Source organism: Caulobacter sp. GW821-FHT10E02 (assembly GCF_059415225.1).
Genome location: NZ_JBWKMV010000005.1, coordinates 233,832 through 258,678, shown reverse-complemented (window position 1 = coordinate 258,678; position 24,847 = coordinate 233,832). Strand labels below are relative to the sequence as shown.

Annotated in this window: 20 protein-coding genes and 1 pseudogene; 13 read left to right on the top strand and 8 right to left on the bottom strand. The window is 68.5% G+C overall.

The window, feature by feature from the left end:
- The first annotated feature begins 25 nt into the window (after nt 1-25).
- The gene (locus AC07NI_RS23825; protein ID WP_494623767.1) at nt 26-1,171 is read left to right on the top strand and encodes an alkaline phosphatase; all 1,146 of its coding nucleotides are present in this window, start codon (nt 26-28) and stop codon (nt 1,169-1,171) included.
- A 20-nt stretch (nt 1,172-1,191) separates the two neighbouring features.
- Here AC07NI_RS23825 and AC07NI_RS23820 read toward each other — a convergent pair.
- Nucleotides 1,192-1,294: pseudogene (locus AC07NI_RS23820) on the bottom strand (hypothetical protein); the annotation flags it as partial.
- Between the two features lie 53 nt (nt 1,295-1,347).
- Here AC07NI_RS23820 and AC07NI_RS23815 point away from each other — a divergent pair.
- Both AC07NI_RS23815 and AC07NI_RS23810 read left to right on the top strand, forming a co-directional pair.
- Complete coding sequence (locus AC07NI_RS23815; protein WP_494623766.1) at nt 1,348-1,641, top strand: type II toxin-antitoxin system RelE/ParE family toxin; 294 nt, start codon at nt 1,348-1,350, stop codon at nt 1,639-1,641.
- 2 nt (nt 1,642-1,643) lie between these two features.
- Entirely contained in the window at nt 1,644-1,820 is a 177-nt protein-coding gene (locus AC07NI_RS23810; protein ID WP_494623764.1) for a helix-turn-helix domain-containing protein, read from the top strand.
- Nucleotides 1,821-1,936: 116 nt separating this feature from the next.
- Here AC07NI_RS23810 and carB read toward each other — a convergent pair whose 3' ends face one another.
- Nucleotides 1,937-5,236: a carbamoyl-phosphate synthase large subunit gene (carB, locus tag AC07NI_RS23805; RefSeq protein WP_494623762.1), complete on the bottom strand. Its 3,300-nt coding sequence runs from the start codon at nt 5,234-5,236 to the stop codon at nt 1,937-1,939.
- Between the two features lie 227 nt (nt 5,237-5,463).
- Here carB and AC07NI_RS23800 point away from each other — a divergent pair, with 227 nt between their 5' ends.
- From AC07NI_RS23800 to AC07NI_RS23780, 5 genes are all read left to right on the top strand, one after another.
- Complete coding sequence (locus tag AC07NI_RS23800; RefSeq protein WP_494623760.1) at nt 5,464-9,462, top strand: hypothetical protein; 3,999 nt, start codon at nt 5,464-5,466, stop codon at nt 9,460-9,462.
- A gap of 108 nt (nt 9,463-9,570) precedes the next feature.
- The gene (locus AC07NI_RS23795; RefSeq protein WP_494623758.1) at nt 9,571-13,407 is read left to right on the top strand and encodes a hypothetical protein; all 3,837 of its coding nucleotides are present in this window, start codon (nt 9,571-9,573) and stop codon (nt 13,405-13,407) included.
- A gap of 134 nt (nt 13,408-13,541) precedes the next feature.
- Nucleotides 13,542-13,892 (top strand): ArsR/SmtB family transcription factor, encoded by a 351-nt coding sequence (locus AC07NI_RS23790; protein WP_494623756.1) that lies wholly within the window; start codon nt 13,542-13,544, stop codon nt 13,890-13,892.
- Nucleotides 13,889-14,347, top strand: a complete 459-nt coding sequence (locus AC07NI_RS23785) for an SRPBCC domain-containing protein (RefSeq protein ID WP_494623754.1) — start codon at nt 13,889-13,891, stop codon at nt 14,345-14,347. Before AC07NI_RS23790 ends, AC07NI_RS23785 begins: the two co-directional genes overlap by 4 nt.
- Entirely contained in the window at nt 14,344-15,015 is a 672-nt protein-coding gene (locus AC07NI_RS23780; protein ID WP_494623752.1) for a glutathione S-transferase family protein, read from the top strand. The genes AC07NI_RS23785 and AC07NI_RS23780 overlap by 4 nt, the downstream gene beginning before the upstream one ends.
- On the opposite strand, the gene AC07NI_RS23775 is transcribed toward AC07NI_RS23780, so the two are convergent.
- Together AC07NI_RS23775 and AC07NI_RS23770 are read right to left on the bottom strand one after the other, a co-directional pair.
- Nucleotides 14,975-16,189, bottom strand: a complete 1,215-nt coding sequence (locus AC07NI_RS23775; RefSeq protein WP_494623750.1) for a patatin-like phospholipase family protein — start codon at nt 16,187-16,189, stop codon at nt 14,975-14,977. The genes AC07NI_RS23780 and AC07NI_RS23775 overlap by 41 nt on opposite strands.
- Before the next feature lie 234 nt (nt 16,190-16,423).
- On the bottom strand, nt 16,424-16,633 hold the full coding sequence (locus AC07NI_RS23770; RefSeq protein WP_099575950.1) for a cold-shock protein: 210 nt from the start codon (nt 16,631-16,633) through the stop codon (nt 16,424-16,426).
- Between the two features lie 305 nt (nt 16,634-16,938).
- Between AC07NI_RS23770 and AC07NI_RS23765 the strand changes: the two genes are divergently transcribed.
- Nucleotides 16,939-17,118, top strand: a complete 180-nt coding sequence (locus AC07NI_RS23765) for a hypothetical protein (RefSeq protein WP_494623748.1) — start codon at nt 16,939-16,941, stop codon at nt 17,116-17,118.
- A gap of 60 nt (nt 17,119-17,178) precedes the next feature.
- Entirely contained in the window at nt 17,179-17,343 is a 165-nt protein-coding gene (locus AC07NI_RS23760; protein WP_494623746.1) for a hypothetical protein, read from the top strand.
- Here the strand turns inward: AC07NI_RS23760 and AC07NI_RS23755 are convergent, their stop codons facing one another.
- Together AC07NI_RS23755 and pgsA are read right to left on the bottom strand one after the other, a co-directional pair.
- Nucleotides 17,344-19,119, bottom strand: a complete 1,776-nt coding sequence (locus AC07NI_RS23755) for an SLC13 family permease (RefSeq protein ID WP_494623744.1) — start codon at nt 19,117-19,119, stop codon at nt 17,344-17,346.
- A gap of 178 nt (nt 19,120-19,297) precedes the next feature.
- Nucleotides 19,298-19,915, bottom strand: a complete 618-nt coding sequence (gene pgsA / locus AC07NI_RS23750) for a CDP-diacylglycerol--glycerol-3-phosphate 3-phosphatidyltransferase (RefSeq protein ID WP_494623742.1) — start codon at nt 19,913-19,915, stop codon at nt 19,298-19,300.
- A 151-nt stretch (nt 19,916-20,066) separates the two neighbouring features.
- On the opposite strand from pgsA, the gene AC07NI_RS23745 reads away from it, so the two are divergent.
- Entirely contained in the window at nt 20,067-21,737 is a 1,671-nt protein-coding gene (locus tag AC07NI_RS23745; RefSeq protein WP_494623741.1) for a sensor histidine kinase, read from the top strand.
- A gap of 124 nt (nt 21,738-21,861) precedes the next feature.
- On the opposite strand, the gene AC07NI_RS23740 is transcribed toward AC07NI_RS23745, so the two are convergent.
- Entirely contained in the window at nt 21,862-22,662 is an 801-nt protein-coding gene (locus tag AC07NI_RS23740) for a hypothetical protein (protein ID WP_494623739.1), read from the bottom strand.
- A gap of 64 nt (nt 22,663-22,726) precedes the next feature.
- Between AC07NI_RS23740 and AC07NI_RS23735 the strand changes: the two genes are divergently transcribed.
- A complete protein-coding gene (locus AC07NI_RS23735; RefSeq protein WP_494623737.1) occupies nt 22,727-23,173 on the top strand; it encodes a hypothetical protein in 447 nt (148 codons plus the stop codon).
- Here the strand turns inward: AC07NI_RS23735 and AC07NI_RS23730 are convergent, their stop codons facing one another.
- On the bottom strand, nt 23,174-23,581 hold the full coding sequence (locus AC07NI_RS23730; protein ID WP_494623735.1) for a hypothetical protein: 408 nt from the start codon (nt 23,579-23,581) through the stop codon (nt 23,174-23,176).
- Nucleotides 23,582-23,737: 156 nt separating this feature from the next.
- Between AC07NI_RS23730 and AC07NI_RS23725 the strand changes: the two genes are divergently transcribed.
- Nucleotides 23,738-24,799: an HPP family protein gene (locus AC07NI_RS23725; protein ID WP_494623733.1), complete on the top strand. Its 1,062-nt coding sequence runs from the start codon at nt 23,738-23,740 to the stop codon at nt 24,797-24,799.
- Nucleotides 24,800-24,847 lie beyond the last annotated feature (48 nt).

Sequence of the window (24,847 nt, the reverse complement as noted above, 5' to 3'; positions counted from 1 at the left end):
CGCAACGTCCGCTTGGGAAAAACCTATGCTCAAAGGTCTTCTGGCCGCCGCCTCGCTGCTGTCGCTGGCGATCGCCGCCCCCGCCCTGGCTGAGCCGCAGAAAGCCAAGAACGTCATCGTCTTCCTGGCGGATGCGGGCGGCGTGCCGTCGGTGAATGCCGCCAGCCTCCTGGGTTACGGCCAGCCCCTGAGGCTGCACGTCCAGCAGTGGCCGAACCTCGGCCTCAGCGACACCACGCCGGTCGACCAGTTCGTCTCGGACTCGGCCAACGGCATGTCGGCGATCATGACCGGCGTGAAGACCCACAACGGCGTCATCAGCCAGGGCCCCGACGGCGTGCGCGGCAAGGCCGACGGCGCGCCGACCAAGACCCTGCTGGAATATGCCGAGGAGCGGGGCCTGCGCACCGGCGTCGTCACCTCCCAGCCGATCACCGACGCTACGCCGGCGGCGACCTACGCCCACTCGAATGACCGCAACAAGTGGGGCGAGATCTTCCAGCAGGCCTTCGCGCCGCGCTTCGGCGATGGCGTGGACGTGCTGTTCGGCACGGGCCGCACCAAGATCGGCAAGCAGCTGGCGACGGCCGGAACCGGCTTCGACCAACTGGCCAAGGCGCACAACCGCCCGATCTACGCCAAGCTCGAAGACGCGCCCGCGGCCAACACCCGGCCGATCGTCGTGACCGAGGACGACCAGATCGACACCCGCGCCGCGACCCTGCGCGCGCTGGACCTGCTGCAGGGCTCGCCCAAGGGCTACCTGCTGGTGGTCGAGTGGGACGCCCACACCGACGACCCGCGCGAAGGCCTGCAGCACATCGTCGACTTCGACAAGCTGATCGCCGAGATCGAAAAGCGCGTCGACCTGAAGGACACCCTGCTGCTCTTCACCGCCGACCACTCGTTCGGCCTGCAGGTCGACGGTGGCAAACGCGGCGAGCCGCTGCTGGAAGGCTACGACGCGTGGAAGGCCGCCCAGACGCCGGGCGCCAAGGACGACGACCCGATCCGGTTGAAGAACGTCATGGTCAACCGGACGCACACCGGCGAGGAAGTCGTGGCGCTGGCGACCGGCGCGGGGTCCGAGCGGGTGCGGGGGTACTTCCCCAACACGCACCTGTTCGACGTGGCGATGGACGCTTGGGGCTGGAAGAAGGACGGGAAGTAGCGGCCGAGCGCCCTCTTCTTGTCATCCCGGAAGCCTCGTAGAGGCTGTCCGGGACCCAGGGGCAACCGCACTGCCATTGGCCCCTGGGTCCCGGCTCTCCGCTTCGCTACGGCCGGGATGACAATCATTTGAAACTCACCCTATAGTTGCCATTCACCAGAAACTCTCGAAATTCGATGAACTGGGAAATCCGGCAGACACCCGCCTTCGAGGACTGGCTGAAAGGCTTGAAGGACGCCGTATCCCGCGCGATCGTCATTCGGCGCATCGAACGCGTTGCAGCCGGGAACCTGGGCGACGTTCGACCAGTAGGCGACGGCGTTAGCGAACTGCGGATCGACTATGGCCCAGGTTTCCGCGTCTATTTCGTCAGGCGCGGCGAGACCCTGATCGTGCTACTCTGTGGTGGCGACAAGGCCTCGCAGCCGCGCGACATCGCTCGCGCCAAGGTCATGGCGCAGGAGGTTTGAGCTTGGAAACACGGCCTTTCGACCCCGCCGAATACCTCGATAGCGAAGAGGCGATCGCGGCCTATCTGGCGGATGCGCGCTCTGGCGACGTCGAAGAGATCGCCCACGCCGCCAAGGTCGCTGACCGCGCGCGGGCTCTGATCGACGCCCGTCGGAGCAACATCCCGAAGCGCGCCTGAGGGCTTCACGCAAACAGACTACCGATGGGCCGGTCGCGGCGGTTCTGTTCTTCAACCCCTCACCCGACCCGCTGCGCGGGCCACCCTCTCCCGCAAGGGGAGAGGGTAAGAGCGCCCTACTCCGCCGCGTAGCTCTGCAGCGGGCGGACGTCCAGGACCTCTTCCGGGGCCACGGCGATCGCCTGAGCGGCGGCAAGCGCCCCTGCCGACGTCGTGTAGTACGGCACCTTCATCATCAGCGCGGTGCGGCGGATCTCGAAGCTGTCCTCAAGCGCCTGCTTGCCTTCGGTGGTGTTGAACACCAGCTGGACGCCGCCGTTCTTCATCACGTCGACGATGTGCGGGCGGCCTTCCAGGACCTTCTTGACGTAGTCGACCTGGACGCCCTGCTCGGCCAGATAGGCGCGTGTGCCTTCGGTCGACAGCACCTTGAAGCCGGCCGCCAGCAGCAGCTTCACCGGCTCGACGATCCAGGGCTTGTCGCTTTCCTTGACCGACACGAACGCCGTGCCCGAGCGCGGCAGCTTCACGCCGCCGCCCAGCTGGCTCTTGGCGAAGGCGCGGGCGAAGGCGGGGGCCATGTCGGCCTCGCCGTCGCGCTTCCAGTCCAGGCCCATGACCTCGCCGGTCGAGCGCATTTCCGGGCCCAGCACCGTGTCGACGCCGGCGAAGCGGGCGAACGGGAAGACCGCTTCCTTGACCGCGATGTGGTCGTACGGAACGTCCTTCAGGCCGAAGCTGGCCAGGGGCTCGCCGGCCATGACCTTCGCGGCGATGGCGGCGACCGGCTGGCCGATGGTCTTGGCCACGAACGGCACCGTGCGCGAGGCGCGCGGGTTCACTTCCAGCACGTAGATGCGCGGGCTCTCCGAGTGCGGCTCCTCGATCGCGAACTGCACGTTCATCAGGCCGCGCACGTTCAGGGCCAGGGCCATCTGCACCGTCTGGCGCTTCAGCTCCTCGACCGTCTCGGCCTTCAGCGAGAAGGGCGGCATCGAGCAGGCCGAGTCGCCCGAGTGGACGCCAGCTTCCTCGATGTGCTCCAGCACGCCGGCCACGAACACGTCCTTGCCGTCGCACAGGGCGTCGACGTCGACTTCGGTGGCGCGGCTCAGATAGTGGTCCAGCAGGATCGGGTGCTCGAACGAGATCTCGCCGGCGTTGGCGATGTAGCGTTCCAGGTGCTCGTGATCACGGATGATCTCCATGCCCCGGCCGCCCAGCACGTAGGACGGACGCATCACGAACGGGAAGCCGATCTCCTCGCCAGCGGCGCGGGCCTCTTCCCAGGTGCGGGCGATGGCGTTTTCCGGCTGGGCGATGGAGAGGCCGTTCAGCAGCTGCTGGAAGCGCTCGCGGTCCTCGGCCAGGTCGATGGCGTCCGGGCTGGTGCCCAGGATCGGGATGCCGGCCCCTTCCAGCGCATGGGCCAGCTTCAGCGGCGTCTGGCCGCCGAACTGGACGATGACGCCGGCCAGGGTCCCGTTGCTCATCTCGACGTGGAGCAGCTCCAGCACGTCCTCGGCCGTCAGCGGCTCGAAGTACAGGCGGTCGGAGGTGTCGTAGTCGGTCGAGACGGTCTCGGGGTTGCAGTTGACCATGATCGACTCGATGCCGATGGCGTCCAGCGCGAAGGCCGCGTGGCAGCAGCAGTAGTCGAACTCGATGCCCTGGCCGATCCGGTTCGGGCCACCGCCCAGGATCACGGCCTTCTTGCGGTTCGAAGGCTCGCTCTCGCACTCGGGGATCTGACCCAGGGCGCCGGTCTCGTAGGTCGAGTACATGTAGGGCGTCGAGGCCAGGAACTCGCCGGCGCAGCTGTCGATGCGCTTGAAGACCGGACGGACGCTGAGCTCCTGACGCAGGGCGCGCACGGCGCCTTCGTTGGAGCCGGTCAGCTTGGCGAGGCGGGCGTCGGAGAAGCCTTGGGCCTTGAGGGCGCGGAAGCCGGCGGCGTCCTTGGGCAGGCCACCGGCGCGGACCCAGCCTTCCTGGCGGATCAGCTCGGCGATCTGGCGCAGGAACCACGGCTCGTAGGAGCAAGCGGCGTTCACTTCTTCCACGGTCAGGCCGTGGCGGAAGGCCTGGGCGATGACGCGCAGGCGGTCCGGCGTGGGCGTGCCCAGAGCGCGGATCACCGCGGCCTTGCCGGTGTCGGGATCGTCGGCGCCGTGGATTTCGACTTCATCGAAGCCCGACAGGCCAGTCTCGAGACCGCGCAGGGCCTTCTGGACGCTTTCCTTGAAGGTGCGGCCGATGGCCATCACCTCGCCGACCGACTTCATGGCCGTGGTCAGCAGGGGCTCCGAACCCGGATACTTCTCGAACGCGAAGCGCGGGATCTTGGTGACGACGTAGTCGATCGAGGGCTCGAACGAGGCCGGGGTCGCGCCGCCGGTGATGTCGTTCTTCAGCTCATCCAGGGTGTAGCCGACGGCCAGGCGGGCGGCGACCTTGGCGATCGGGAAGCCGGTGGCCTTCGAGGCCAGGGCGGACGAGCGCGACACGCGCGGGTTCATCTCGATGACGACCATGCGGCCGTCGGCCGGGTTCAGGGCGAACTGGACGTTCGAACCGCCGGTCTCGACGCCGATCTCGCGCAGCACGGCGATCGAGGCCGCGCGCATCCACTGGTATTCCTTGTCCGTCAGGGTCAGGGCCGGGGCGACGGTGATCGAGTCGCCGGTGTGGACGCCCATCGGGTCGATGTTCTCGATCGAGCAGACGATGATGCAGTTGTCCGCCGTGTCGCGGACCACCTCCATCTCGTATTCCTTCCAGCCGAGGACGCTTTCTTCGATCAGAACTTCGGTGGTCGGCGACAGGTCCAGGCCGCGTTCGACGATCTCCTCGAACTCCTCGACATTATAGGCGATGCCGCCGCCGGTGCCGGCCAGGGTGAACGACGGACGGATGATCGCCGGCAGGCCGACGAACGCCAGGCCTTCGCGGGCCTCGTCCATGTTGTGGGCGGCCTTGGACTTGGGGCTTTCGAGGCCCAGCTTGTCCATGGCGTCGCGGAACTTCTGGCGGTCCTCGGCCTTGTCGATGACCTCGGCCTTGGCGCCGATCATCTCGACATTGAACTTGGCCAGGGTGCCGTCGGCTTCCAGGGCCAGCGCCGTGTTCAGCGCGGTCTGGCCGCCCATGGTCGGGAGCAGCGCGTCGGGGCGCTCCTTCTCGATGATCTTGGCGACCATCTCCGGGGTGATCGGCTCGATATAGGTCGCGTCCGCCACGTCCGGATCGGTCATAATCGTCGCGGGGTTCGAGTTGACCAGGATGATCCGGTAGCCCTCGGCGCGCAGCGCCTTGCAGGCCTGGACGCCGGAGTAATCAAACTCACAAGCCTGACCGATGACGATCGGGCCGGCGCCGATGATCAGGATCGAGGAGAGGTCTGTTCTCTTGGGCATGGCTAACTCGCGCAAAGACACGGTCGCGCACATCCGCGCGCCCGCTGTCGACCATCTTGCAGGTTAAGGCGCCCGTGTAGAGACGGAGTCGAATTTCCGCAACCCCGGATGCGGAGACCATGGTTACGCCGGACGCGTCGTCATTTGTTGCGACACGTCAAAACCCGCTTTGGGGCTACTGAAACGCCAGCGTCGGACAACCGACACATCCGGGTGGGGACACGGACATGGCGTATACCAGCAAGCAACTGAACATGGCCTGGACGGCCGCGCACAACGGCGTCGCGCCGGACGCGGCGACCCAGGCCACGCTGGACACCTTCATCAACCTGGGGCTCAGCGACGCCCAGGCCCTGAGCTATGTCATCAACAGCGCCGACGACACCACGGCGGTGGCCCTGCTGACCTACCAGTTCTTCACCGGCAAGAGCCCGACCAAGGCCGGCGTCGACTATCTGGTCAATTCGTCGGCCAATCCGAACGACCTCAACGACGCCTACTACGGCAAGTTCAACGTCGAGAACCGCTACATCAACTTCGCCGCCAACCTGGGGGTCCAGGGCGAAGGCGCGGCCGACTTCGCCGCCCGGTACGGGGCGATGAGCTTCTCCGACTACGTGGCCTCGATCTACGAGACCATCATCGGCTCGACCTACGCCAAGGCCGCCGGCGTCGATGTGGCCGCCGCCATCGCCTTTCTGGTGGGGACCCGGGACGCGGTCCTGGCCACGGCCCGAAGCGCGGGCATAATCACCGACGACATGACCCCGGCCCAGGTCGACCTGGCCGTGAAGGCGGCGATGGCGGGCCTGGTCATGGCCGCCTCGGTCAAGTCCGACATCGGCGTCTACGCCGCCGCGGCCAACAACTTCACCCTGGCCATGATCCAGGACAAGGCCGTCTACGGCGGCGACCTGACCCACGACTACGGCCCGACCTCGGGCAAGGGCTCGACGGGCGACGGCAAGGCGATCACCACGACCCCGCCGGCGGCCGACCTGCCCGGCGCGGCGCCGCCGCCTCCCCCGCCGCCCTCCGAGCCGGACGAGACCTCCCACGCCTTCGTGCTGACGGACCGGGACGACCGCTTCACCGGCGAGTCCCTGGCCGACACCTTCACCGCCACCGACCTGACCCTCAACGCCGGCGACGTGCTCAAGGGCGGCCGCGGCGCCGACAGCCTGACCATCACGGCCGCCACCGGCGCCGCCTACGGCCCGGCCGGCGCGACGGTGACCGACATCGAGACCGTGACGATCAGCAACGACGCCGGCGTCATCGCCAACATCACCGGCTGGACCGGCGTGACCCGGCTGAACGTCAACGCCGAGGGCGGCGTCGACCTCGTGGCGTCCCTGACCACCGACATCAGCGCCGACGTCTCGCACAGCACCCTGGACGGCGTGCGCGTGCAGCAGGGCCACGATGTCACCCTGAACGTCAGCGGCGGCCAGGCCAACGGCATCAGCGTCAGCGGCAACACCGGCGCGACCGTGATCCACAGCGACGTCGCCGCCGGCGGCGCCAACGGCACGACCATCGAAGTCACTGGCGGCACGACGATCGACATCGTCCAGACCACGAGCACGGTCGCCGTGACGGCCTACACCTCCGCCATCAACGTCTTTGGGGGCGCCAACACCACCGCGGTCAAGGCCGCAACGGCCCACGGCCCCGGCGTGGTCAACCGCGCGGTGACCATCAAAGACGTCAACGTCCTGTCCAGCACGCTGGCCGGCAAGATCGCCAGCGTCGAGGTCGACGGCTATTCCTCGCTCCTGATCCAGGACAACGGCCTCACGACGCTGAAGGCCGCGCACGGCGGCAACGTCAGCCTCTACAACGAGACGCCCAACCCGACGACCGCCACCACGCTGGACCTGACGCTGGACGGCGTCACCGGCCAGCTGCAGGACGGCGGCGTCATCCAGAGCCTGACCCTGACCCAGGGCGCCGACGCCTCGACGATCAGCGTCGACATGGGCGGCCTCAAGACGCTGTCGATCACCGCCGGCGGCGCGCTCAGCTTCTCGAACCTGGCGACCAGCCCGCTGGAGACGATCACCATCACTGGCGCGGGCCAGGTGGGCCTGGGCGACCTGACGACCGCCTCCACCCTGACCGGCGTGGACGCCTCGGTGGCCAGCGGCGCGATCAGCGTCAAGGCCGACGCCTCCCACACGTCCGTCAGCACCGGCTCGGGCGACGACACGATCACCCTGACCGGCGGAAGCATCGGGGCCGTCTCGACCGGCGGGGGCGACGACAAGGTCGACCTGAGCGGCGCCACCGTCAGCAGCCCCAGCCAGATCAGCGGCGCCGTCGACGGCGGCGGCGGCGTGGACACCCTGGTCCTGAAGGCCGCCAACGCCGTCTCCCTGAGCGCCCAGGGCGGCTTCACCAGCAAGTTCCTCGGCTTCGAACGCCTGGCGCTGACCAACGTGTCCAGCGGCACGCTGAACCTGAGCGGGACCGGCATCCACCACGTGACGCTCTCGGGCGGCAGCCACTTCATCCTGAGCGGCATGAGCTCGGGCGACACGGTCGTCGTGAACGACAACGGCTCGTTCTTCGACATGACCGTCGGTCCTGGCCTCGACGGCGCCGACGACACCCTCAACCTCGTCCTGGAGGACCCGACCGGGGGGAGCCTGGAGTTCTCCCCCGGCCTGAACACCCAGCGCTTCGAGCACATCGACATCACGACGCTGGACGGCAGCGCGACCCCGGCCGGGGCGATGGAGACGCTGACCCTGACCGACACGGACGTCAAAACGATCGTCGCCAGGGGCAATGCGGGCCTGACGCTGTTCACCCACGTCGGCTCGATCGTGGAGAGCATCGACGCCAGCGGCATCACCCTGGGCGGCCTGGACCTGACCCTCAAGCACGCGGCGGCGGCTATCACCATCAAGGGCTCGGCCACGGCGGACAACACCATCGACCTGTCGCAGCTCACGAGTTCGGCCATCACCTATGTCGGCGGCGCGGGCGACGACACGGTCACCGTCAGCGACGCCAGCGCCACGCTGGGCGTCCACCTGGACGGCGGCGACGGAACCAACGACGTGTTGAAGATGTCCGTGGCCGCGCTGGCCGCCGTCACACCCGGCAGCATCACCGGCTTCGAACACCTGATCCTGACCGGCGCCAGCAACCAGACGATCGACCTGACCCGGCTGAGCGGCGTCCACCACGTCACCAGCGACGGCGGCGCCGGCCTGGTCTTCGACGGGTTCGCGGCCGGCGACACGCTGACGCTGAACGGCGCCAACACCCTGACGACCGTGCAGGGCAGCTTCGCGACCGTCACCGACATCTTCAACCTGAACCTCGTCGACAGCTCGGGCGGCGCCCGCGACTTCGGCGAGATCGCCACGGTCGGGGTCGATGTCCTCAATGTCGACATCGCCCACGCGGGCGCGTTCCAGGACAGCCTGAAGCTTACGGGAAACCCGCTGGGCACGATCGTGATCACCAGCGACGCGGGCCTGGCGCTGACGACGGACCCTGGCCCCTTCGCCGGCGTCTACCTGACCATGTACCAACTCGACGCCAGCGGCGTGGCCGGCGACTTCTCCTGGTCCAACTCCAACCTGCAGAGCCCCTTCACGATCAAGGGCTCGGCCACCGGCGACAACACCATCGTCGTGGGAACCTACGAAAACTCCTTCTCAGGCTATACCGGCGGCTCGGGCGACGACGACGTCACGATCATCAGTGGTGGCGCGATCTCCCTCAACCTGGGCGACGGGACCAATACGGTTCACGCGATCCGGGGCGTCGGCATCACCAGCGGATCGGGCGACGACACGTTCACCCTCAAGAATGGCGGCAACTCCTTCGGCCTCGGATCGGGTAACGACACGATCGTCTACACCGCCGGTACGAGCAGCGTGGGCCGCGGGGACGCCATCAGAGGCCTGGGCGCCGGCGATAAGATCGAACTGCCCTTCGCCCTGGGGATCACCAGTTTCGGCGCCCCGATCAACACTTCGGTCTATGCCGGCGGCTTCCAGGAAGCGCTCGTCAGCCAGTTCCAGGGCGATGGGGCGACGACGCCGATCGTCCGCTGGTTCAGGGTCGGTCCCGACTCCTACCTGTTCATCGACCATGGCGACGGCGATTTCCAGAACTTCGCCGAGACCGACTACAGCATGAGACTGGTCGGCATACCGGACCTCTCGACCGCCACCGTCAGCGGCGGGACGATCCTGTTCCACTAGCAGCGCCTCAACCCTGAATCGCAAGCGCGGCTCGCCACAGAACAACGTTATGTTAAGAGTAACGGTCGGCTGGCCGACGAATAGACCGGTCCGTGGGGGGACACGACGATGGCTTACACGCTCGAACAGCTGAGCATGGCCTGGACAGCGGTGCACAACGGCGTCGCGCCGAACACCGAGACCAAGGCCAACCTGGCCCTGCGGACCAACGCCTCGTTCACCGACGCCCAGGCGCTGAGCTACGTCCTGAACGGGGCGGACGACACCACCGCCGTCGCGGTGCTGGTCTACCAGTTCTTCACCGGCAAGAGCCCGACCAAGGCCGGCGTCGACTACCTGGTCAATTCGGCGGCCAACCCCAACGACCTGAACGACGCCTACTACGCCAAGTTCAATCTCGAGAACCGCTACATCAACTTCGCCGCCAATCTGGGCGTCAACGGCGAGGGCGCGGCCGCCTTCGCGGCCAAGTACGGGGCGATGAACTTCTCCGACTATGTGGCCTCGATCTACGAGACCATCATCGGCTCCACCTACGCCAAGGCCGCCGGCGTCGATGTCGCCGCCGCCGTCGCCTATCTCGTGGGGACCCGGGACGCGGTCCTGGCCACGGTGACCAGCGCCGGCATGGTCACGCCGAACATGACCCCGGCCCAGGTGGATATCGCGGTGAAGGCGGCGATGGCGGGCCTGGTCATGGCCGCCGCGATCAAGGCCGACATCGGGCTCTACGCCGGAGCGGCCGACAACTTCATGCTGGCCATGGCGACCGGCCAGGCGACCTACAACACCGACATCACCCAGACCTACGCCCCGCACAAGGGCGCGGGCTCGGAAGGCAAGGGCCAGGCGGTCGACAACGCACCGGTCCTGCCGGGCCCGGTCGAACCGGTGAAGCCCGTGAGCTACAGCCTGGTGCTGACGCCGGGCCTGGACAGCCTGGGCGGCGACACCCTGGCCGACACCTTCACCGCCACGCACCTGACCCTCAACGCCACCGACCTGCTGGTCGGCGGCGGCGGGCGCGACACCCTGAACCTCACGGCGGCCACCGGCGGCGTCTACACCCTGCCCGCCGCCACGATCAGCGAGATCGAGGTCGCCAATCTCAGCAACAACGGCGGCCTCGTCGTCGACACCTTCGACTGGACCGGCCTGACCAGGCTGAACGTCACCAGCGTCGGCTTCACCGACATCTCCGCGGACGTCACCACCGACATCACCGCCACCGTCACGAACCTGGACATCGACGACGTGGCCATCGTCGGCGGCCGCGACGTCACCCTCACCGTCACCGGCGCCACCGAGGGCTATATCAACGTCGCCGCGATCGGCGACATCACCGTCTCGCGCGAGGTCCTGGGCGCGGCCAACGCCGGCGAGATCACCATCCTGGGCGGCAAGACCATCGACGTCACCCTGACCTCGACCCTGCCGCTGGACACCGAGGTCCAGGACCTGGGCGGAGTGCTGATCGCCGGCTATCTGGAGACCGAGACCATCAAGGTCACGGCGCCCCAGTCGCTGGCCGACAACGGCGTCCATGGCGAGATCATCGCCCCGACCATCGTCATCCAGGACTATTTCTACGGCTCGGGGACCTTCAAGGGCACGATCAAGAGCGTCGAGCTGAGTGGCTTCGACGGCGCGGGCCTAGGCTTCGCGGGCACCGCCCTGACGACGCTGAAGGTCTCGCACGGGACCGACATCTATATCGACAACGGCGGCCTGACCGTGACCGACGCCACCGTCCTGAACGCCACGCTGAACGACATCCACGGCCTGTTCGACGACGAGGGCGCCTACGAGACCCTGCACATCACCCAGGGGCCCGAGGACTCCGAGATCGACCTCGGCATGGACGGGCTGAAGACCCTGACCATCGCCGGGACCGGCAAGGTGACGATGGTCGCCGATCCGGGCTTCACGCCCAATCTCGAGACGGTGAACGTCACCGGCGCCGCCAGCCTGGCGGTGGACCTCTTCGACCAGACCCACCTGACCCGCGTCGACGTCTCGGGGACCACCGGGACCAGCACGCTGAAGATCGACGCCAGCAAGGTGGTCCTCACCGCCGGCGCGGGCGAGGAGCATATCTCGGTCGGCGCCTCCACCGTCAGCACGGCCATCGACCTGGGCGCCGGCGATGACAGCCTGACGTTCGAGTACGGCGCCGGCGCACCGACGGCGACCATCACGGGCGGGCAAGGCACGGACACCCTCGTCCTGGACGCCACCTTCGCCAACACCAACAAGGTCGCGATCAACGCCAAGGCCAGCGGCTTCGAGCGCCTGGCCCTGACGGGCTTCGTGTCCGTGTACAACGATCTCGCCGCCCTGGGCGGCTACCACTATGTCAGCGCGTCGGACCCTGCGGGGATCATGATGGGATTGGACAACGCGGCGTCGCTCGAGACCCTGGTCCTCGAGGGTGCAGGCTCCATGGATCTCCGTGGCGGTCCCGCCGGCGCCTCAGACGCCCTGGACGCCATCCTGAATGACAAGGACGGCGTGGGCGTCGCCTTCAGCCTGGGAGCCGCCGGCTTCGAGCATCTCGACATCACCCTCGTCGACGGCAGCGCCACCCCGACCGGGGCGGCGGAACGGGTCAGCGTGCAGGGCTCCGATATCCAGAAGGTCGTGGTCACCGGCAATACCGGCCTGAGCCTGACCGTCACCGGCGGCAATGTGAACAGCATCGACACCAGCGCGATCGCGCTCGGCAGTGTGAATATCAACCTGATCGCCACGGCCGGCGTGGTCACCGTGAAGGCATCGCCCACGGCCGACAACACCCTCACGTCAAACCCTTCAAACCAGGTCGCCTACACCGGCGGCTCGGGCGTGGACAAGGTGACGCTGGGGACCACGGGCGCCACCGGCGCCCCGATTGATCTGGGCGACGGCGATGACACGCTGACCCTGCTTTCGACCTCCCTGACCATGCCGACCGCCATCCTCGACGGCGGCGACGGTGTGGACACCCTGGCGCTGAGCGAGACCGTCGCCGCGGCCCTGTTGGCGTCGCCCACGTTCCTGACCAAGTTCACCGGCTTCGAGCGCCTGGACCTGACCAGTGCGGGCCACGCGACCCTCAATCTCGACAATCTGGGCTTACACTACGTGGGCCTGTCGAACGGCCTAGGCGGCGGCCTGACCGGGATGAGCTCTGGCGACACCGTGGTTCTGAAAAACACGGGCACGACCTATAGCCTGACCATCGCGGCGGGCCGCGATACCGCCAGCGACACCCTCAACCTCGGCCTGGAGGACAGGCTCGGCGCGAGCCGGAGCTTCTCGGCCGGCTTCCTGACCCAGGGCTTCGAACATCTGGACGTGACGACCCAAGACGGCCGCGCGACCCCGGCCGGAGCCATGGAGAGACTGACCCTGACGGGGACAGACGTGGAGACCGTCGTCGTCGCCGGCAATGCCGGGCTCGACCTGACCAACAACGCCAGCGCTGTCCTGAACAGCGTCGACGCCAGCGGCGTCGCCCTGGGCGGCCTCAAGCTGGATCTCGTCACCGGGGCGGCCGCCATCTCGATCAAAGGCTCGGCGACGGAGGACAACACGATCGACGTCTCGGGCTTCACCAGCGTGATCACCTATGTGGCCGGGACCGGCGACAACGCCCTGACCGGCCTGGGCGCGGGCGACAAGCTGTCCTTCGCCGAGGCCAACAACGCGACCGTCATGGGCAGCAAGATCACCGGCCAGGCCTCCCTGGCCGCCTACCTCGCCGCCGCCGCCCAGGACGCCGCCGGGACGACCAACACGCTGCATTGGTTCGAGTGGGGTGGCGACGTCTACGTCGTCTCCGACGTCAGCGCCGCGACGACTTTCGTCGCCGGCGCCGACAGCGTGGTCCAACTCGTCGGTTTGGCGGGGACGCTGAACGTCGGCGCCGCCACCGTGGCGGGCGGGGTGATCACCTTCCACTAGGGCGGGGCGATCGGGGAGCGCTTTGGGGGAGGCGCGGCGAAAGCCCGCATCGCTTTTTCGTGTCGCCGAACACCGGTTGACAGCCGCGCGCCCTCAATTTAACAAGTCAGTTAATTAGCTGATGCGTTAAATACATGACCGATCCCCTCTCCTCCACCTTCGCCGCCCTGGCAGATCCGACCCGCCGGGCGATCCTGGCGCGGCTGGCGTCCGGCGAGGCGACGGTCAACGAACTGGCCCAGCCGTTCGACATCAGCCTGCCCGCCGTCTCGCGCCACCTGAAGGTGCTGGAGGGCGCGGGCCTGATCAGCCGCTCGCGCGAGGCCCAGGCCCGCCCCTGCAAGCTGGAGCCCGAGGCCCTGAAGCGCGCCTACGGCTGGATCGACCACTACCGCCGCTTCTGGGACGCCAGCTTCGACCGCATGGCCGACTACCTGGCGGAACTGCAGGCCGAAGAAGCCAAGAACAAGGACCGCGACGCATGACCGAGACCGTCTTGATCCAGGACGACGAGCTGCTGATCGAACGCCTCTTCGACGCCCCGCCCGAGCTGGTGTTCCGCGTCTGGACCAAGCCCGAACACCTGATGAAATGGTGGGGCCCCAAGACCTTCGAGCCCATCGGCGTCGAGCAGGATTTCCGTGTCGGCGGGACCTATCGCTACGGCATGAGGAGCGAAGAGGGCCGCGAGGTCTGGAAGTCCGGCGTCTACCAGGAGATCGTCCCGAACGAACGCATCGTCATGACGTTCAAGTGGGACGACGGCGCCTGGGACGTCGACAACCTGGTCACCGTCACCTTCCAGGGCCTGGCCAGCGGCCGCACGCTGTTCCGCTTCCACCAGGCGCCGTTCAAGACGATCGAGGCCCGCGACAGCCACACCGGCGGCTGGAACAGCCTGCTCGACAAGCTCACCGCCTATCTGGAGACCGTCCAATGAACGCCCAGACCGCCACCGTTTCCGCCTATGCCTGGGTCCCCGACGTCGCCCGCGGCTATGTCCGCGACCTGCGGGTCCGCTGGGCCCTGGAGGAGGTCGGCCAGACCTATGACGCCGCCCTGATCAAGCTGGAGGACAAGACCGCCTACCGCGCCTGGCAACCGTTCGGCCAGGTCCCGGCCTATGCCGACGGCGAGGTCGAGATGTTCGAGAGCGGCGCGATCGTGCTGCACATCGCCGAACAGCACGAAGCCCTGATGCCGCGCGATCCGGCCGGGCGGGCGCGGGTCCAGACCTGGATGTTCTGCGCCCTGAACACCATGGAGACCCCGATCGCCATGCTGGCCGAGCTGAACATCTTCTGCGCCGGCCAGGCCTGGACCGAAGGCCATCGTCCGCGCGTCGAGGGCTGGGTCCGCCAGCGGCTGGGCGAGCTGCAGACGCGCCTGGGCGACAACCCCTATCTGGACAGCGACCGCTTCTCGGCCGGCGATATCCTGATGACCGACATCCTGCGCAGCGTGCCCGAAGAGATGCTGGCCGAGTATCCGAAGCTGGCCGCCTATCTGGCCCGCTGCACCAGCCGCCCGGCGTTCCGAAAGGCCTACGACGCCCAGATGGCCGACTTCACCGGCGCCCCGCCCGCGGACTGGCCCCCAGCCCAATAGGCGGCGCAGTAACGACCGGGACCGCCGGCGGCGCGGCCTCGGGGATCGTCGGCTCGGTCCAGGCGACGTCCATCTCGGCGCGACGACGGCCCAGCTCGAACAGGGTCAGGCGGTTGTCGGCGCTGAAGTCCAGGCCCGAGGTGTCGACCGCCGCGTCGTCGGGAATGGCCGCGTACAGCAGGGCGCCGCCGTTGCGGCGGGCGAAGGCGGCGCTGGCGGTCAGGTGGGTGCGCAGCAGGGCCTTGCTCATGGTCAGCCACGAGCGGCCCACCACCGACAGGGTGCCGCCCCGGGTGAAGCCGAACGCCCCGCCGACCTTGCCATTGACGATCACCCGCACATGGCCCGGCCGCGCCTCGCCGGTCTTCGGCGCGGTCCACAGCAGCAGCGATTCCGGGGCCACGAAGAACGGGATGGTCACGCTGCCGTCGACATGCATCTCCGACAGCGCCCGGCCCTTGCCCTGGACCTCGATCAGGGTCGGCGGGAACACGCCCGGGATGCTGGACGAGGCCACCAACACGTCCTGGAACAGCTTCAGCGAGGCGGCGTCGCCGCGCGCGGCGATGGCCCCCATGTCCCAGATCACCGTCTCCTCGGTGTCGAGATTGGTGGTGGCGATCAGCAGCCGCCGGCCCTTGGCGTGCTCCATGGCGATCGCATACAGCAGCGGCGGATCGACATATTTCTCGACCAGGGCCCGCAGCGCCTTGGTGTCGTAGAAGCCGGGCTTGAACAGCAGGTCGATGCCGCGCCGCTCCAGGATCTTCTCGGCGGCGGGGCTGGTATAGGCCTCGGTCAGGCGGCGGTCCCAGTCGGGGCCCAGGAACGCGAACGGCGCGGTCAGGGCCCCGGTCGAGACGCCGGTGACGATGTCGAACTCGGGCCGCTCGCCGGTCTTGGTCCAGCCGACCAGGATGCCAGCGCCATAGGCCCCGTTCGAGCCGCCGCCGGAAATGGCCAGCACGTCGAAGGTCTTCTGGTGGGCGCGCCGCGTGCGGGCGGCCTCGGCGAACTTGATGCCGGCCTCGGCGTCGCTGGCGTTGAAGCGGATGTCGTTCATCCCCTGCGGGGCTTCGCCCGCCAGGTCGGTGGCCGTGAACACGTCACGCGGCAGCGAGCCGCAGGCGGCCAGCAGCAGGACGGACATCAACGCGGCGAGGAGCCTGACCATGGAGGGATTGGAAAGCCTCGCGCGGGGTTGGCGTCAAGACGGAAAGGCCCTGCGTCCTTCGAGGCCCGCTGCGCGGGCGCCTCAGGATGAGGGGCTTTGTACTGCTTTCCTCATCCTGAGGTGCGCGCTCCTGAGCGCGCCTCGAAGGACGCACGGCGCCCCCAAACGAAAACAGGCCAGCGCTTTCGCGCTGGCCTGTTCCCTTGAACCCGTGGGTCCAACCGCTTGGGTCGATTAGACCGCTTGCAGTTGGCCGGCCGAGGTCTTGCCGCTGCGGCGGTCGACTTCCGGCTCGAACGAGATCTTTTGACCTTCGTTCAGCGAGCCGAGGCCCGCACGCTCGACGGCCGAGATGTGCACGAAGATGTCCGCGCCGCCGTTGTCCGGCTGAATGAAGCCAAAGCCCTTGGTGGAGTTGAACCACTTCACGGTGCCAGTAGCCATGATGGATATCCTTGTAGTCATAGGTGTTCGTCGGCCGAAAACGTCCCGATCGACGATCAAATTTCGTTGGAAGTTCGGAAGGCGCGTCCGGCGCTCCACCACGGGAGCAAGGAATAGCAGGCCGAGCGGCAGCGAATTCGATACGGGATAATCAGAAATTCCGCCCCGAAAATCAAGGAAATAATTTCCGGTCTACTTGCGGTGAATCCCGGACCCCGGACGGCGATTCGAGCGTTGCCTTGCTTAACGCCGTTATTCACGGCGTGAGACCTGCCAAAATACCGGCGAAACACCAGGAGCTCGGCATGACCCTGATCGAGAAGATCCCCACCCTCACGGACACCGAGCTGAACACCCTGCTGTCCAACGCCCGCCGCCTGGACATCACCGGCACCCCGGCCCAGCGCCGCCAGGTCGCCGAGGTGATCACCCCGCTGGAACGCGAGGCCTCCCGCCGTCGCGCGGTCCATCTGCCGCGTCGATAGGGTCTTGCGGGAGTCGTAATTGCAATTCATTCTCAGAAACATCATCGCGAGGAGACGACGATGGTTCTGCGGGAAACGGGCGCCAGCTGGCTGGCGTCGATGATGCGGGCGGAGCGACCGCCCGAAGAGCGCCTGGCGTCGGAGCCGGCGTGGCTGCTGGACGGCGCGCCGGAGCCGGAGATGGTCGAGGCCATGGAGCGGCTGGCGGCCAACGACGCGCGCTGACTACTTCGCGAACGGCCACACCCACGCGATCAGCCACGGCGCGACCAGCAGGATCAGCGCGCTGAGCGGCGCGCCCAACCGGGCGTAGTCGCCGAACCGGTAGCCGCCCGGTCCCAGCACCAGCGTGTTGCACTGGTGGCCGACAGGCGTGAGGAAGTCACAGCCCGCCCCCACCGCCACGGCCATCAGGAACGGATCGGGCGACAGGCCCAGCCGCTGGGCCACGCCCATGCCGATCGGGGCGGCGATCAGCACGGTGGCGGCGTTGTTCAGGAACGGCGTGGCGGCCATGGCCACGGCCATCATCGCCGTCAGGGTGGCGATCGGCGGCAGGCCGTGGAAGGCCCCCGACAGCCAGGCCGAGATCAGGTCGGCGCCGCCGGTCTTCTGCACCGTGTCGCTGACCGGGATCAGGGCCGCGACCAGCACCAGCACCGGCGCCTCCAGCGCTGCATAGGCCTCGCGCATCCGAAGGGCGCCGACGGCCACCACCAGCACCGCCGCGCCGAAGAAGCCGGCCGCCACCGGGACCAGGCCCGTGGCCACCAGCGCCATGGCCACGGCCAGGATCGCCACCGGCAGCACCGCGTGGCGCACGCCGCCCAGCCGCACCTCGCGCTCGGCCAGCGGCAGAAGGCCCAGGGCCTGCAGAGCGCCCGGCAGCGACTGCTCGGCGCCTTGCAGCACGAGGATGTCGCCGGCCTTCAGGCGGATGGTCGCCAGGCGGCCGGCCATGCGGTGGCCGCTGCGGCTGACGCCCAGCAGGTTGACGCCGTGGGTGTCTGACAGGGTGACGCTGCGGGCCGACTGGCCGATCAGGTCGCTCTCGGCGCCGATCACCGCCTCGACCACGCGGACCTCCTCGGTCGGCTCGTTCATGGCCACCGGCCGGTCGGCGTCGCGGAGACGAAGCTTGGCGGCGACGATCAGCTGGTTCAGCGCCTGCTGCTCGCCCTCCAGCAGCAGCACGTCTCCGGCGTGGATCTTCAGATTGGCGTGCGGGGCCTCGATCCGCTTGCGGCCGCGCAGGATGGCGACGACCGAGACCGCCCCCTCGCCCGCCCGCTTCAGCGCGCCGACGCTGCCGACCTCGGAGCCTTCCGGGACCTCGACCTCGGTGACATAGGCGCTGGCCGCCAGGGCCGCGTCGACATCGATGGCCGCCTGGCGATCACGCGGGAGCAGGCGGTAGGCGAAGGTCAGATAGGCGATGGCGATCACCGTCAGGATCCCGCCGACCGGGAAGAAGTCGAACATCTTGAACGGCTGGCCCAAGGCCTCCTGGCGCACCTCCGAGACGATGATGTTGGGCGAGGTCCCGACCAGCACCGCCAGCCCGCCGACCAGCGAGCCGAAGCTCATCGGCATCAGCAGGCGCCCGGGCGACACGCCGGTGCGACGGGCGATCTGCAGGGCGCTGGGCATCATCAGCGCCAGGGCCCCGACGTTCTTGGTGGCCATGGACAGGACCGCCGTCGTCCCCGCGAGCACGGGAACCTGGGTGCGCTCGTCCTTCAGCTTGGGCAGCAGCGGGGCCATCAGGAGGTCGACGATCCCCGAGCGCGCCACGGCAGCGGACAGCACCAGGGCGCTGGCGATGATGATGACGATGTCGTTGGAAAAGCCCTCGAACGCCGCCTTCACCGGGATCAGGCCCATGGCCATGCCGGCGGCCAGCGCGCCCAGGGCGATCAGATCATAGCGCCACCGCCCCCAGACGAAGGCGGCGATGGTGGCCGCGATCAGACCGAACGCGAGGCCTTGGTGGAGGGTCAATGTGCGAGGTCCCCGAAGCTGTGCCTGGGGGAACGGGCGGAGCGGCGAAAAGATGCTCCCCCGCGATGCGGGGGAGCTGTCGCGAAGCGACTGAGGGGGCTAACGCGGCATGCGTCCAGCTCGCCCCCTCCGGCCCTCCGGGCCACCTCCCCCGCATCGCGGGGGAGGATCTATTGTCCTAGACCAGCGCCTTCCTTGCCGCTTCCCAGTACTGCGCGCCGGTGATCAGCGTCACCAGGGTCGCCAGCCACAGCAGCCCGTGGGCCACCACGGTGAAGCCGCCCATCACGCTCGGCTCCAGCGGCAGGCCAAACGCCCCCCAGCTGGCCAGGATCAGCTCGGCCCCGATCGCGACCAGCTGCAGGGTCGTCTTCCATTTGGCCAGCAGGGTCACCGGCAGCTTGATCCCCTTGCCGGCCCCGACTTCGCGCAGGGCGCTGACGGTGAATTCGCGGAACAGGATCAGGCCGGCCGGCAGCACGACCATGTTGTTCGGCCCCAGGGCCATCAGGCCCAGCAGGGCGCCGCAGACCAGGATCTTGTCGCCGATCGGGTCGAGGATCGCGCCCCAGACGCTGACGGCATCGAGCTTGCGCGCCAGCCAGCCGTCGAAGAAGTCGGTCACCGAGGCGACGACGAAGGCGTAGAACGCCCAGCGCTCCAGCCGCAGCTGGGTTTCCGCCGTCAGGGTCTCGCTCAGATACGGCACGGCGCCCGCCGCGGCCGCCAGGGCGACGAACATGAACAGCGCCATCACGAGGCGCGAGCCGGTCAGGATATTGGGCAGGTTCTTCATGGCGCTGTTCATAACGCACAAAACCCCGATGGGGCTACGGCTCCGCTCGTTAACCGCGAAGACTGATTTTTGAGACGCGAGGCGCGACTCGCTTCGCTATACAAGTTCTGAGGGCGGCGAGGCGCGCTCGTCATGGCGGGTCCGCCCAGGCATGGAAGAACGGGATCAGCGAGGCTTTGGACGTCTGCGGCGCGCCAGTTCGGTGCGCGGCCGGCTCGTGCTCCTGACGGTCAGCCTGCTGGTCCCCGCCCTGCTGTCGATGGGCTTCCTGCTGGCCGGCGCCGACCGCGAGTCGCGCGGGCAGCTCTATCAGCAGCTGGTCACCACCGCCCGAGCCCTGAACGGCGCCGTCGACCGCCAGGCCGCCGTGGGCGTCTCGGTCGCCGAGACCCTGGCCACCGACCAGGCGCTGATCAACGGCGACTGGGCCGCCTTCCACGCCCGCGCCCGCCGCGCCATGGAGCACCGCGCCGGCTGGATCGTCGTCGCCGACGCCAACGGCCAGCAGGTGGTCAATACGCTCAAGCCCTATGGCGGCCCCCTGCCGAGGATCAAGCGCACCCGCGAGGAGGCCGCCGCCTTCGCCGCCGGGCGCAGCAAGGTCTCCGACCTGCTGGAAGGCCCCGTGGCCGGCAAGCCGGTGATCACGGTCGGCGCGCCGATCATGGTCAAGGGCCGTTTCTACGTCCTGTCCTACGTGGTCGACTCGGCCTCGTTCACCTCGGTGTTCCGCCAGCAGCGCGTGCCCGACAGCTGGGTCGCCACCCTGCTGGACAACCACCGCCACGTGATCGCCCGCTCGCGCCTGAACGAGAAGTTCACCGGCAGCCTGGCCTCCAAGGACATGGAGGAGAACCTCCGCCACTCCACCGAGGGGGTCAGCAAGAGCGTCTCGCTGGAAGGCGTGCCGACCATGGTCGCCTATACCCGCTCGCCCCAGACCGGCTGGACGCTGGTGGTGTCGATCCCGCGCCAGGACCTGGCCAGCACGATCAACCGCTCGGTGGCGCTGGGCACCGGGATCTTCCTGCTGCTGCTGGTGCTGGGCCTGGGCCTGTCGCTGGTCTATTCGCGCCGCATCAACGCCGAGATGGGCCGCCTCGTCTCGGACGCCGGCGTCATCGGCCGCGGCGAGACCCTGCCGCCCGCCGATCCCGACGGCCTGGAGGAGATCGCCGCCGTCCACGCCGCCCTGCGCGAGGCCTCCCGCGAGCTGAAGGCCCGCGAGGACCGCCAGGGGGTGATGATCAACGAGCTGAACCACCGGGTGAAGAACACCCTGGCCACCGTCCAGGCCCTGGCCCGCCAGACCTTCGCCAAGACCCCCGGCGCGCCGGTCGAGGTCTTTACCGACCGGCTGATCGCGCTCTCGGGCGCCCACGACCTGCTGACCCGCACCGGCTGGCGCGAGGCCGACATGGGCGCGCTGGTCGAGGCCAGCCTGGGGGCCTATGTCGACCGCGTCGACCGCTCTGGGCCGGAAGTGGCGCTGGCCCCGCACACGGCGGTGGGCCTGTCGATGGTGTTCCACGAACTGGCCACCAACAGCGCCAAGTACGGCGCGCTGTCCGTGCCGACGGGGCGGGTCGAGGTGAGCTGGAAGCGCGATGCGGTGACGGACAATCTCGTGTTCACCTGGCGCGATACGGGCGGTCCGCCGGTCACGCCGCCGGCTCAGCCGGGCTTCGGCACGCGGCTGATCGAGAGCTCGATCCGGCGCGAGCAGAAGGGCCAGGCGAAGTTCGATTTCCGGCCGGAGGGCCTGGTGTTCGAGGCGAGCCTGCCGCTGCCCGAGCAGGTGCGGTGGAGTAACAGTTTCTAGCCCCCAACACCGCTCATCCCCGCGAAAGCGGGGACCGAAGCTGAATTTCGAGGAGGTGGCGCGGTCGAGACAGGTTTGCTGACTCGGCTTGGGTCCCCGCTTTCGCGGGGATGAGCGGATAATCCTAGGCCGTCAAACTCACCACCGACCCCGCCCCCTTCGGCATCTGGACCTCGTCCGTCGCGTCGGGGCCTTCCACCGCCTTGGCGGCTTCGGTCAGGGTCTTCTTGGCGTCTTCCATGTCGTCGGCGCCGGGGGCCTTGTCGTCCTTGCCGGCCAGCTTCTTGAACTTGGCCTCCTGGACGGCGGCTTCGTACATCTGCTTGGCGGCGCCGGCGAAGGTCTTGATTTCTTCCATGTAGAGGTCGGCGGCGAAGCGCGGCTTGGCGCCCGACATCATCAGCGGGGTCGTGGTCGGCTGAGCCAGCTGGGCGGCGGCCGCGTCGGGCGCGACGACCGGCGCCTGCGGGGCGGCCTGGGCCTGCGGATCGACCGGGATCGGCGTCCCGTCGGCAGCGACCGGCGGCGGCGCGTTCGGATCGACCGGCTGGCCCGCCGCCTGAGCCGCGTTCTGCGCCGCGTTCTGGTCGCTCTGCGCCTGGGCCGCCGCGCGGTCGCCGCCCGTGGCGTCGGCATAGTCCTTGGCCACCTGCGAATAGTCCTTGTAGAGCTTGGCCGCCGCCTTGGCGCGCTCCACCGGGTCCTGGATCAGGGTCAGGGCGATCAGCGCCTTGCTCATGTCCTTGAGCTTCTTGGCCACGTCCTGGCCGGGCGTGGAGCCCTCCTTGGCCGCGCCGTAGGCCGAGGTCGGCGACGCGTCCTTCGCCTCGTCGGCCTTGGTATCATCGGTCTTCGACGGATCGACGGGCGTGAGCACCTTGGCCAGCGACAGCGAGGCGGCGAAGGTCGAGGACGTGACGTTCATGGCGAACACCTGACGCAAGGGAACTGTACGCGTTTAGAGCAGAGTTCGGTTACACGATCGTTGCATGAGCTACACCGACGCCGAGATCGCCGCCCTGGTCGAGGGCCTGCTGGACCGCAGCCTGCCCAAGGACCAGTGGACCCACGCCGCCCACCTGACCGCCACCCTGAAGCTGGTGCGCCTGCGCAACGCCCATCTGGAGCGCGACCTGCCGTGGGTGATCCGCACCTACAACGTCGCGGTCGGCGGCAAGAACACCGAGACGATGGGCTATCACGAGACCATCACCCAGGCCTATCTGGCCGCCATCCGCGCCTTCGAGGCGGCCCTGCCGGCCGGGACCTCGGACGCGCAGGCCGTGGCCCTGCTGCTGGAAACGCCGCTGGGCGACAAGGACTGGCCGCTCACGCACTGGTCGCGCGAGCGGCTGTTCTCGGTCGAGGCGCGCCGCTGGTGGATGGACCCTGATATCAAGCCCCTGGCCCACCAGCCGACGCTGCCTCAGGTCTAGCTACTTAGGCCAGGGGATGAAGGCGCCCAGCTGGACGCTGCCGTTGTAGCCGGCGCTGGCCCCGCGGCCGCCATTGTCGCCGGTGAACAGGTTGTTGCCCTCGCACAGGCTGGGGGTGTCGCCGACGATCATCGTGTTGTTCGAGTTCAGCGAGTCCACACCGGCCGTCGGACGGTTGACGTACAGCGTCGGGCTGCCGCGCAGGCGGTAGACGATGGCCGTGCCGTTGATGACCTGGGTGGTGATGATCTTGCGCGTGTCGATGCAGTTGACGCTGGCCAGCGCCGTGCGTCCCTCCAGCATCTTGGCCAGGGTGTCCTCGCCCTTGGCGTTCTCGGCCCGGGCGCTCGACGCCGCCAGAACCCCCAGCGCGACGACCGCGACGACTGCCTTACCCCGAATGCCCATGAAGCCCCTCTGTCCGCATACCAACTGTAAGAACCGGGGACGCTCAACCTTAAATAATCCGGAGTCAATGCGCGCCCGCGATGTCGGCTTTCCTTGAACAGCCTGTACAAAAATCGAAAGGACCGGCGCGGGCTTTCGGTCTATGAGCGCCGTCCGATGACCTCTCTCCACGCCCTCGTTCGCGGCAAGAACCCGATCCGTCCGGTCGACGCCCTGCGCGGTGGCGCGGGCGCCCTGCTCGGCCTGCTGTTCGCCGGACTGCTGGGACGTTTCGCGGTTGGCGGCGCCGACTGGCTTCATCCGCTGCTGGTGGCGCCGATCGGGGCGTCGGCGGTGCTGGTGTTCGCCGTGCCGGCTAGCCCCCTGGCCCAGCCGCGCGGCGTGCTGGGCGGCAATATCGTTTCGGCCTTCATCGGCATCACCGTGGCGATGCTGGTCCCGCAGACCCTGGTCGCCGCGCCGCTGGCCGTGGGGCTGGCGATCGGGACCATGATGCTGCTGGGCTGCCTGCACCCGCCGGGCGGGGCCGTGGCGCTGATCTGCGTGATCGGCGGGCCCAAGGTCGCCGAGGCCGGCTATCTGTTCGCGCTCAATCCGGTGGCCGTGGACAGCCTGCTGCTGACCGCCGCCGGCATGGCCTGGGGCCGAGTGACCGGCCACTCCTATCCCCACCGCGCGCCCGCCCCGCCGCCCCGCGCCGTGGGCTATAGCGCCGTCGACCTGGACGCCGCCCTCGCCCGCTATGGCGAGCTGCTGGACGTCAGCCGCGACGACCTGGACGCCCTGTTCCGCCAGGTCGAGCTGTCGGCCGCCCAGCGCCTGCACGCCCAGATCCTGTGCGGCCAGGTGATGACCAAGGACGTCATCAGCCTGCACCACGACCAGACCGGCGAGAGCGCCCTGGCCTACCTGCGCGAACACGACCTGCGCGCCGCCCCGGTGGTCGACGCCGACAACCGCGTCATCGGCATGGCCCGCCGCGCCGAGTTGCAGACCAACCGCCACCGCACCGTCGAGGCGGCGCTGGATCCGTTCGTGCACAAGGTGATGGAGACCACCCCGATCGCGGCCCTGCTGCCGATCCTGTCCAGCGGGCACACACACGAGGCGATGGTGGTGGATGGCGAGCGGCGGCTGATCGGGGTGATCACCCAGACGGACCTGCTGGCGGTGCTGTACCGCGCGCATGTGGTCGAGGCGGTGGTGGCGGCGGAGTAGGCTGAGCGCCCCCTCCGTCTCGCTGCGTATCCGCAGCGATCCACCTCC

What these genes read in the sequence shown, in the direction of transcription:
- AC07NI_RS23825 (WP_494623767.1), top strand. Translation starts at nt 26, where the DNA reads ATGCTCAAAGGTCTTCTGGCCGCCGCCTCGCTGCTGTCGCTGGCGATC.
- AC07NI_RS23815 (WP_494623766.1), top strand. Translation starts at nt 1,348, where the DNA reads ATGAACTGGGAAATCCGGCAGACACCCGCCTTCGAGGACTGGCTGAAA.
- carB (WP_494623762.1), bottom strand. Translation starts at nt 5,236, where the DNA reads ATGCCCAAGAGAACAGACCTCTCCTCGATCCTGATCATCGGCGCCGGC.
- AC07NI_RS23800 (WP_494623760.1), top strand. Translation starts at nt 5,464, where the DNA reads ATGGCGTATACCAGCAAGCAACTGAACATGGCCTGGACGGCCGCGCAC.
- AC07NI_RS23795 (WP_494623758.1), top strand. Translation starts at nt 9,571, where the DNA reads ATGGCTTACACGCTCGAACAGCTGAGCATGGCCTGGACAGCGGTGCAC.
- AC07NI_RS23790 (WP_494623756.1), top strand. Translation starts at nt 13,542, where the DNA reads ATGACCGATCCCCTCTCCTCCACCTTCGCCGCCCTGGCAGATCCGACC.
- AC07NI_RS23785 (WP_494623754.1), top strand. Translation starts at nt 13,889, where the DNA reads ATGACCGAGACCGTCTTGATCCAGGACGACGAGCTGCTGATCGAACGC.
- AC07NI_RS23780 (WP_494623752.1), top strand. Translation starts at nt 14,344, where the DNA reads ATGAACGCCCAGACCGCCACCGTTTCCGCCTATGCCTGGGTCCCCGAC.
- AC07NI_RS23775 (WP_494623750.1), bottom strand. Translation starts at nt 16,189, where the DNA reads ATGGTCAGGCTCCTCGCCGCGTTGATGTCCGTCCTGCTGCTGGCCGCC.
- AC07NI_RS23770 (WP_099575950.1), bottom strand. Translation starts at nt 16,633, where the DNA reads ATGGCTACTGGCACCGTGAAGTGGTTCAACTCCACCAAGGGCTTTGGC.
- AC07NI_RS23765 (WP_494623748.1), top strand. Translation starts at nt 16,939, where the DNA reads ATGACCCTGATCGAGAAGATCCCCACCCTCACGGACACCGAGCTGAAC.
- AC07NI_RS23760 (WP_494623746.1), top strand. Translation starts at nt 17,179, where the DNA reads ATGGTTCTGCGGGAAACGGGCGCCAGCTGGCTGGCGTCGATGATGCGG.
- pgsA (WP_494623742.1), bottom strand. Translation starts at nt 19,915, where the DNA reads ATGAAGAACCTGCCCAATATCCTGACCGGCTCGCGCCTCGTGATGGCG.
- AC07NI_RS23745 (WP_494623741.1), top strand. Translation starts at nt 20,067, where the DNA reads ATGGAAGAACGGGATCAGCGAGGCTTTGGACGTCTGCGGCGCGCCAGT.
- AC07NI_RS23740 (WP_494623739.1), bottom strand. Translation starts at nt 22,662, where the DNA reads ATGAACGTCACGTCCTCGACCTTCGCCGCCTCGCTGTCGCTGGCCAAG.
- AC07NI_RS23735 (WP_494623737.1), top strand. Translation starts at nt 22,727, where the DNA reads ATGAGCTACACCGACGCCGAGATCGCCGCCCTGGTCGAGGGCCTGCTG.
- AC07NI_RS23730 (WP_494623735.1), bottom strand. Translation starts at nt 23,581, where the DNA reads ATGGGCATTCGGGGTAAGGCAGTCGTCGCGGTCGTCGCGCTGGGGGTT.
- AC07NI_RS23725 (WP_494623733.1), top strand. Translation starts at nt 23,738, where the DNA reads ATGACCTCTCTCCACGCCCTCGTTCGCGGCAAGAACCCGATCCGTCCG.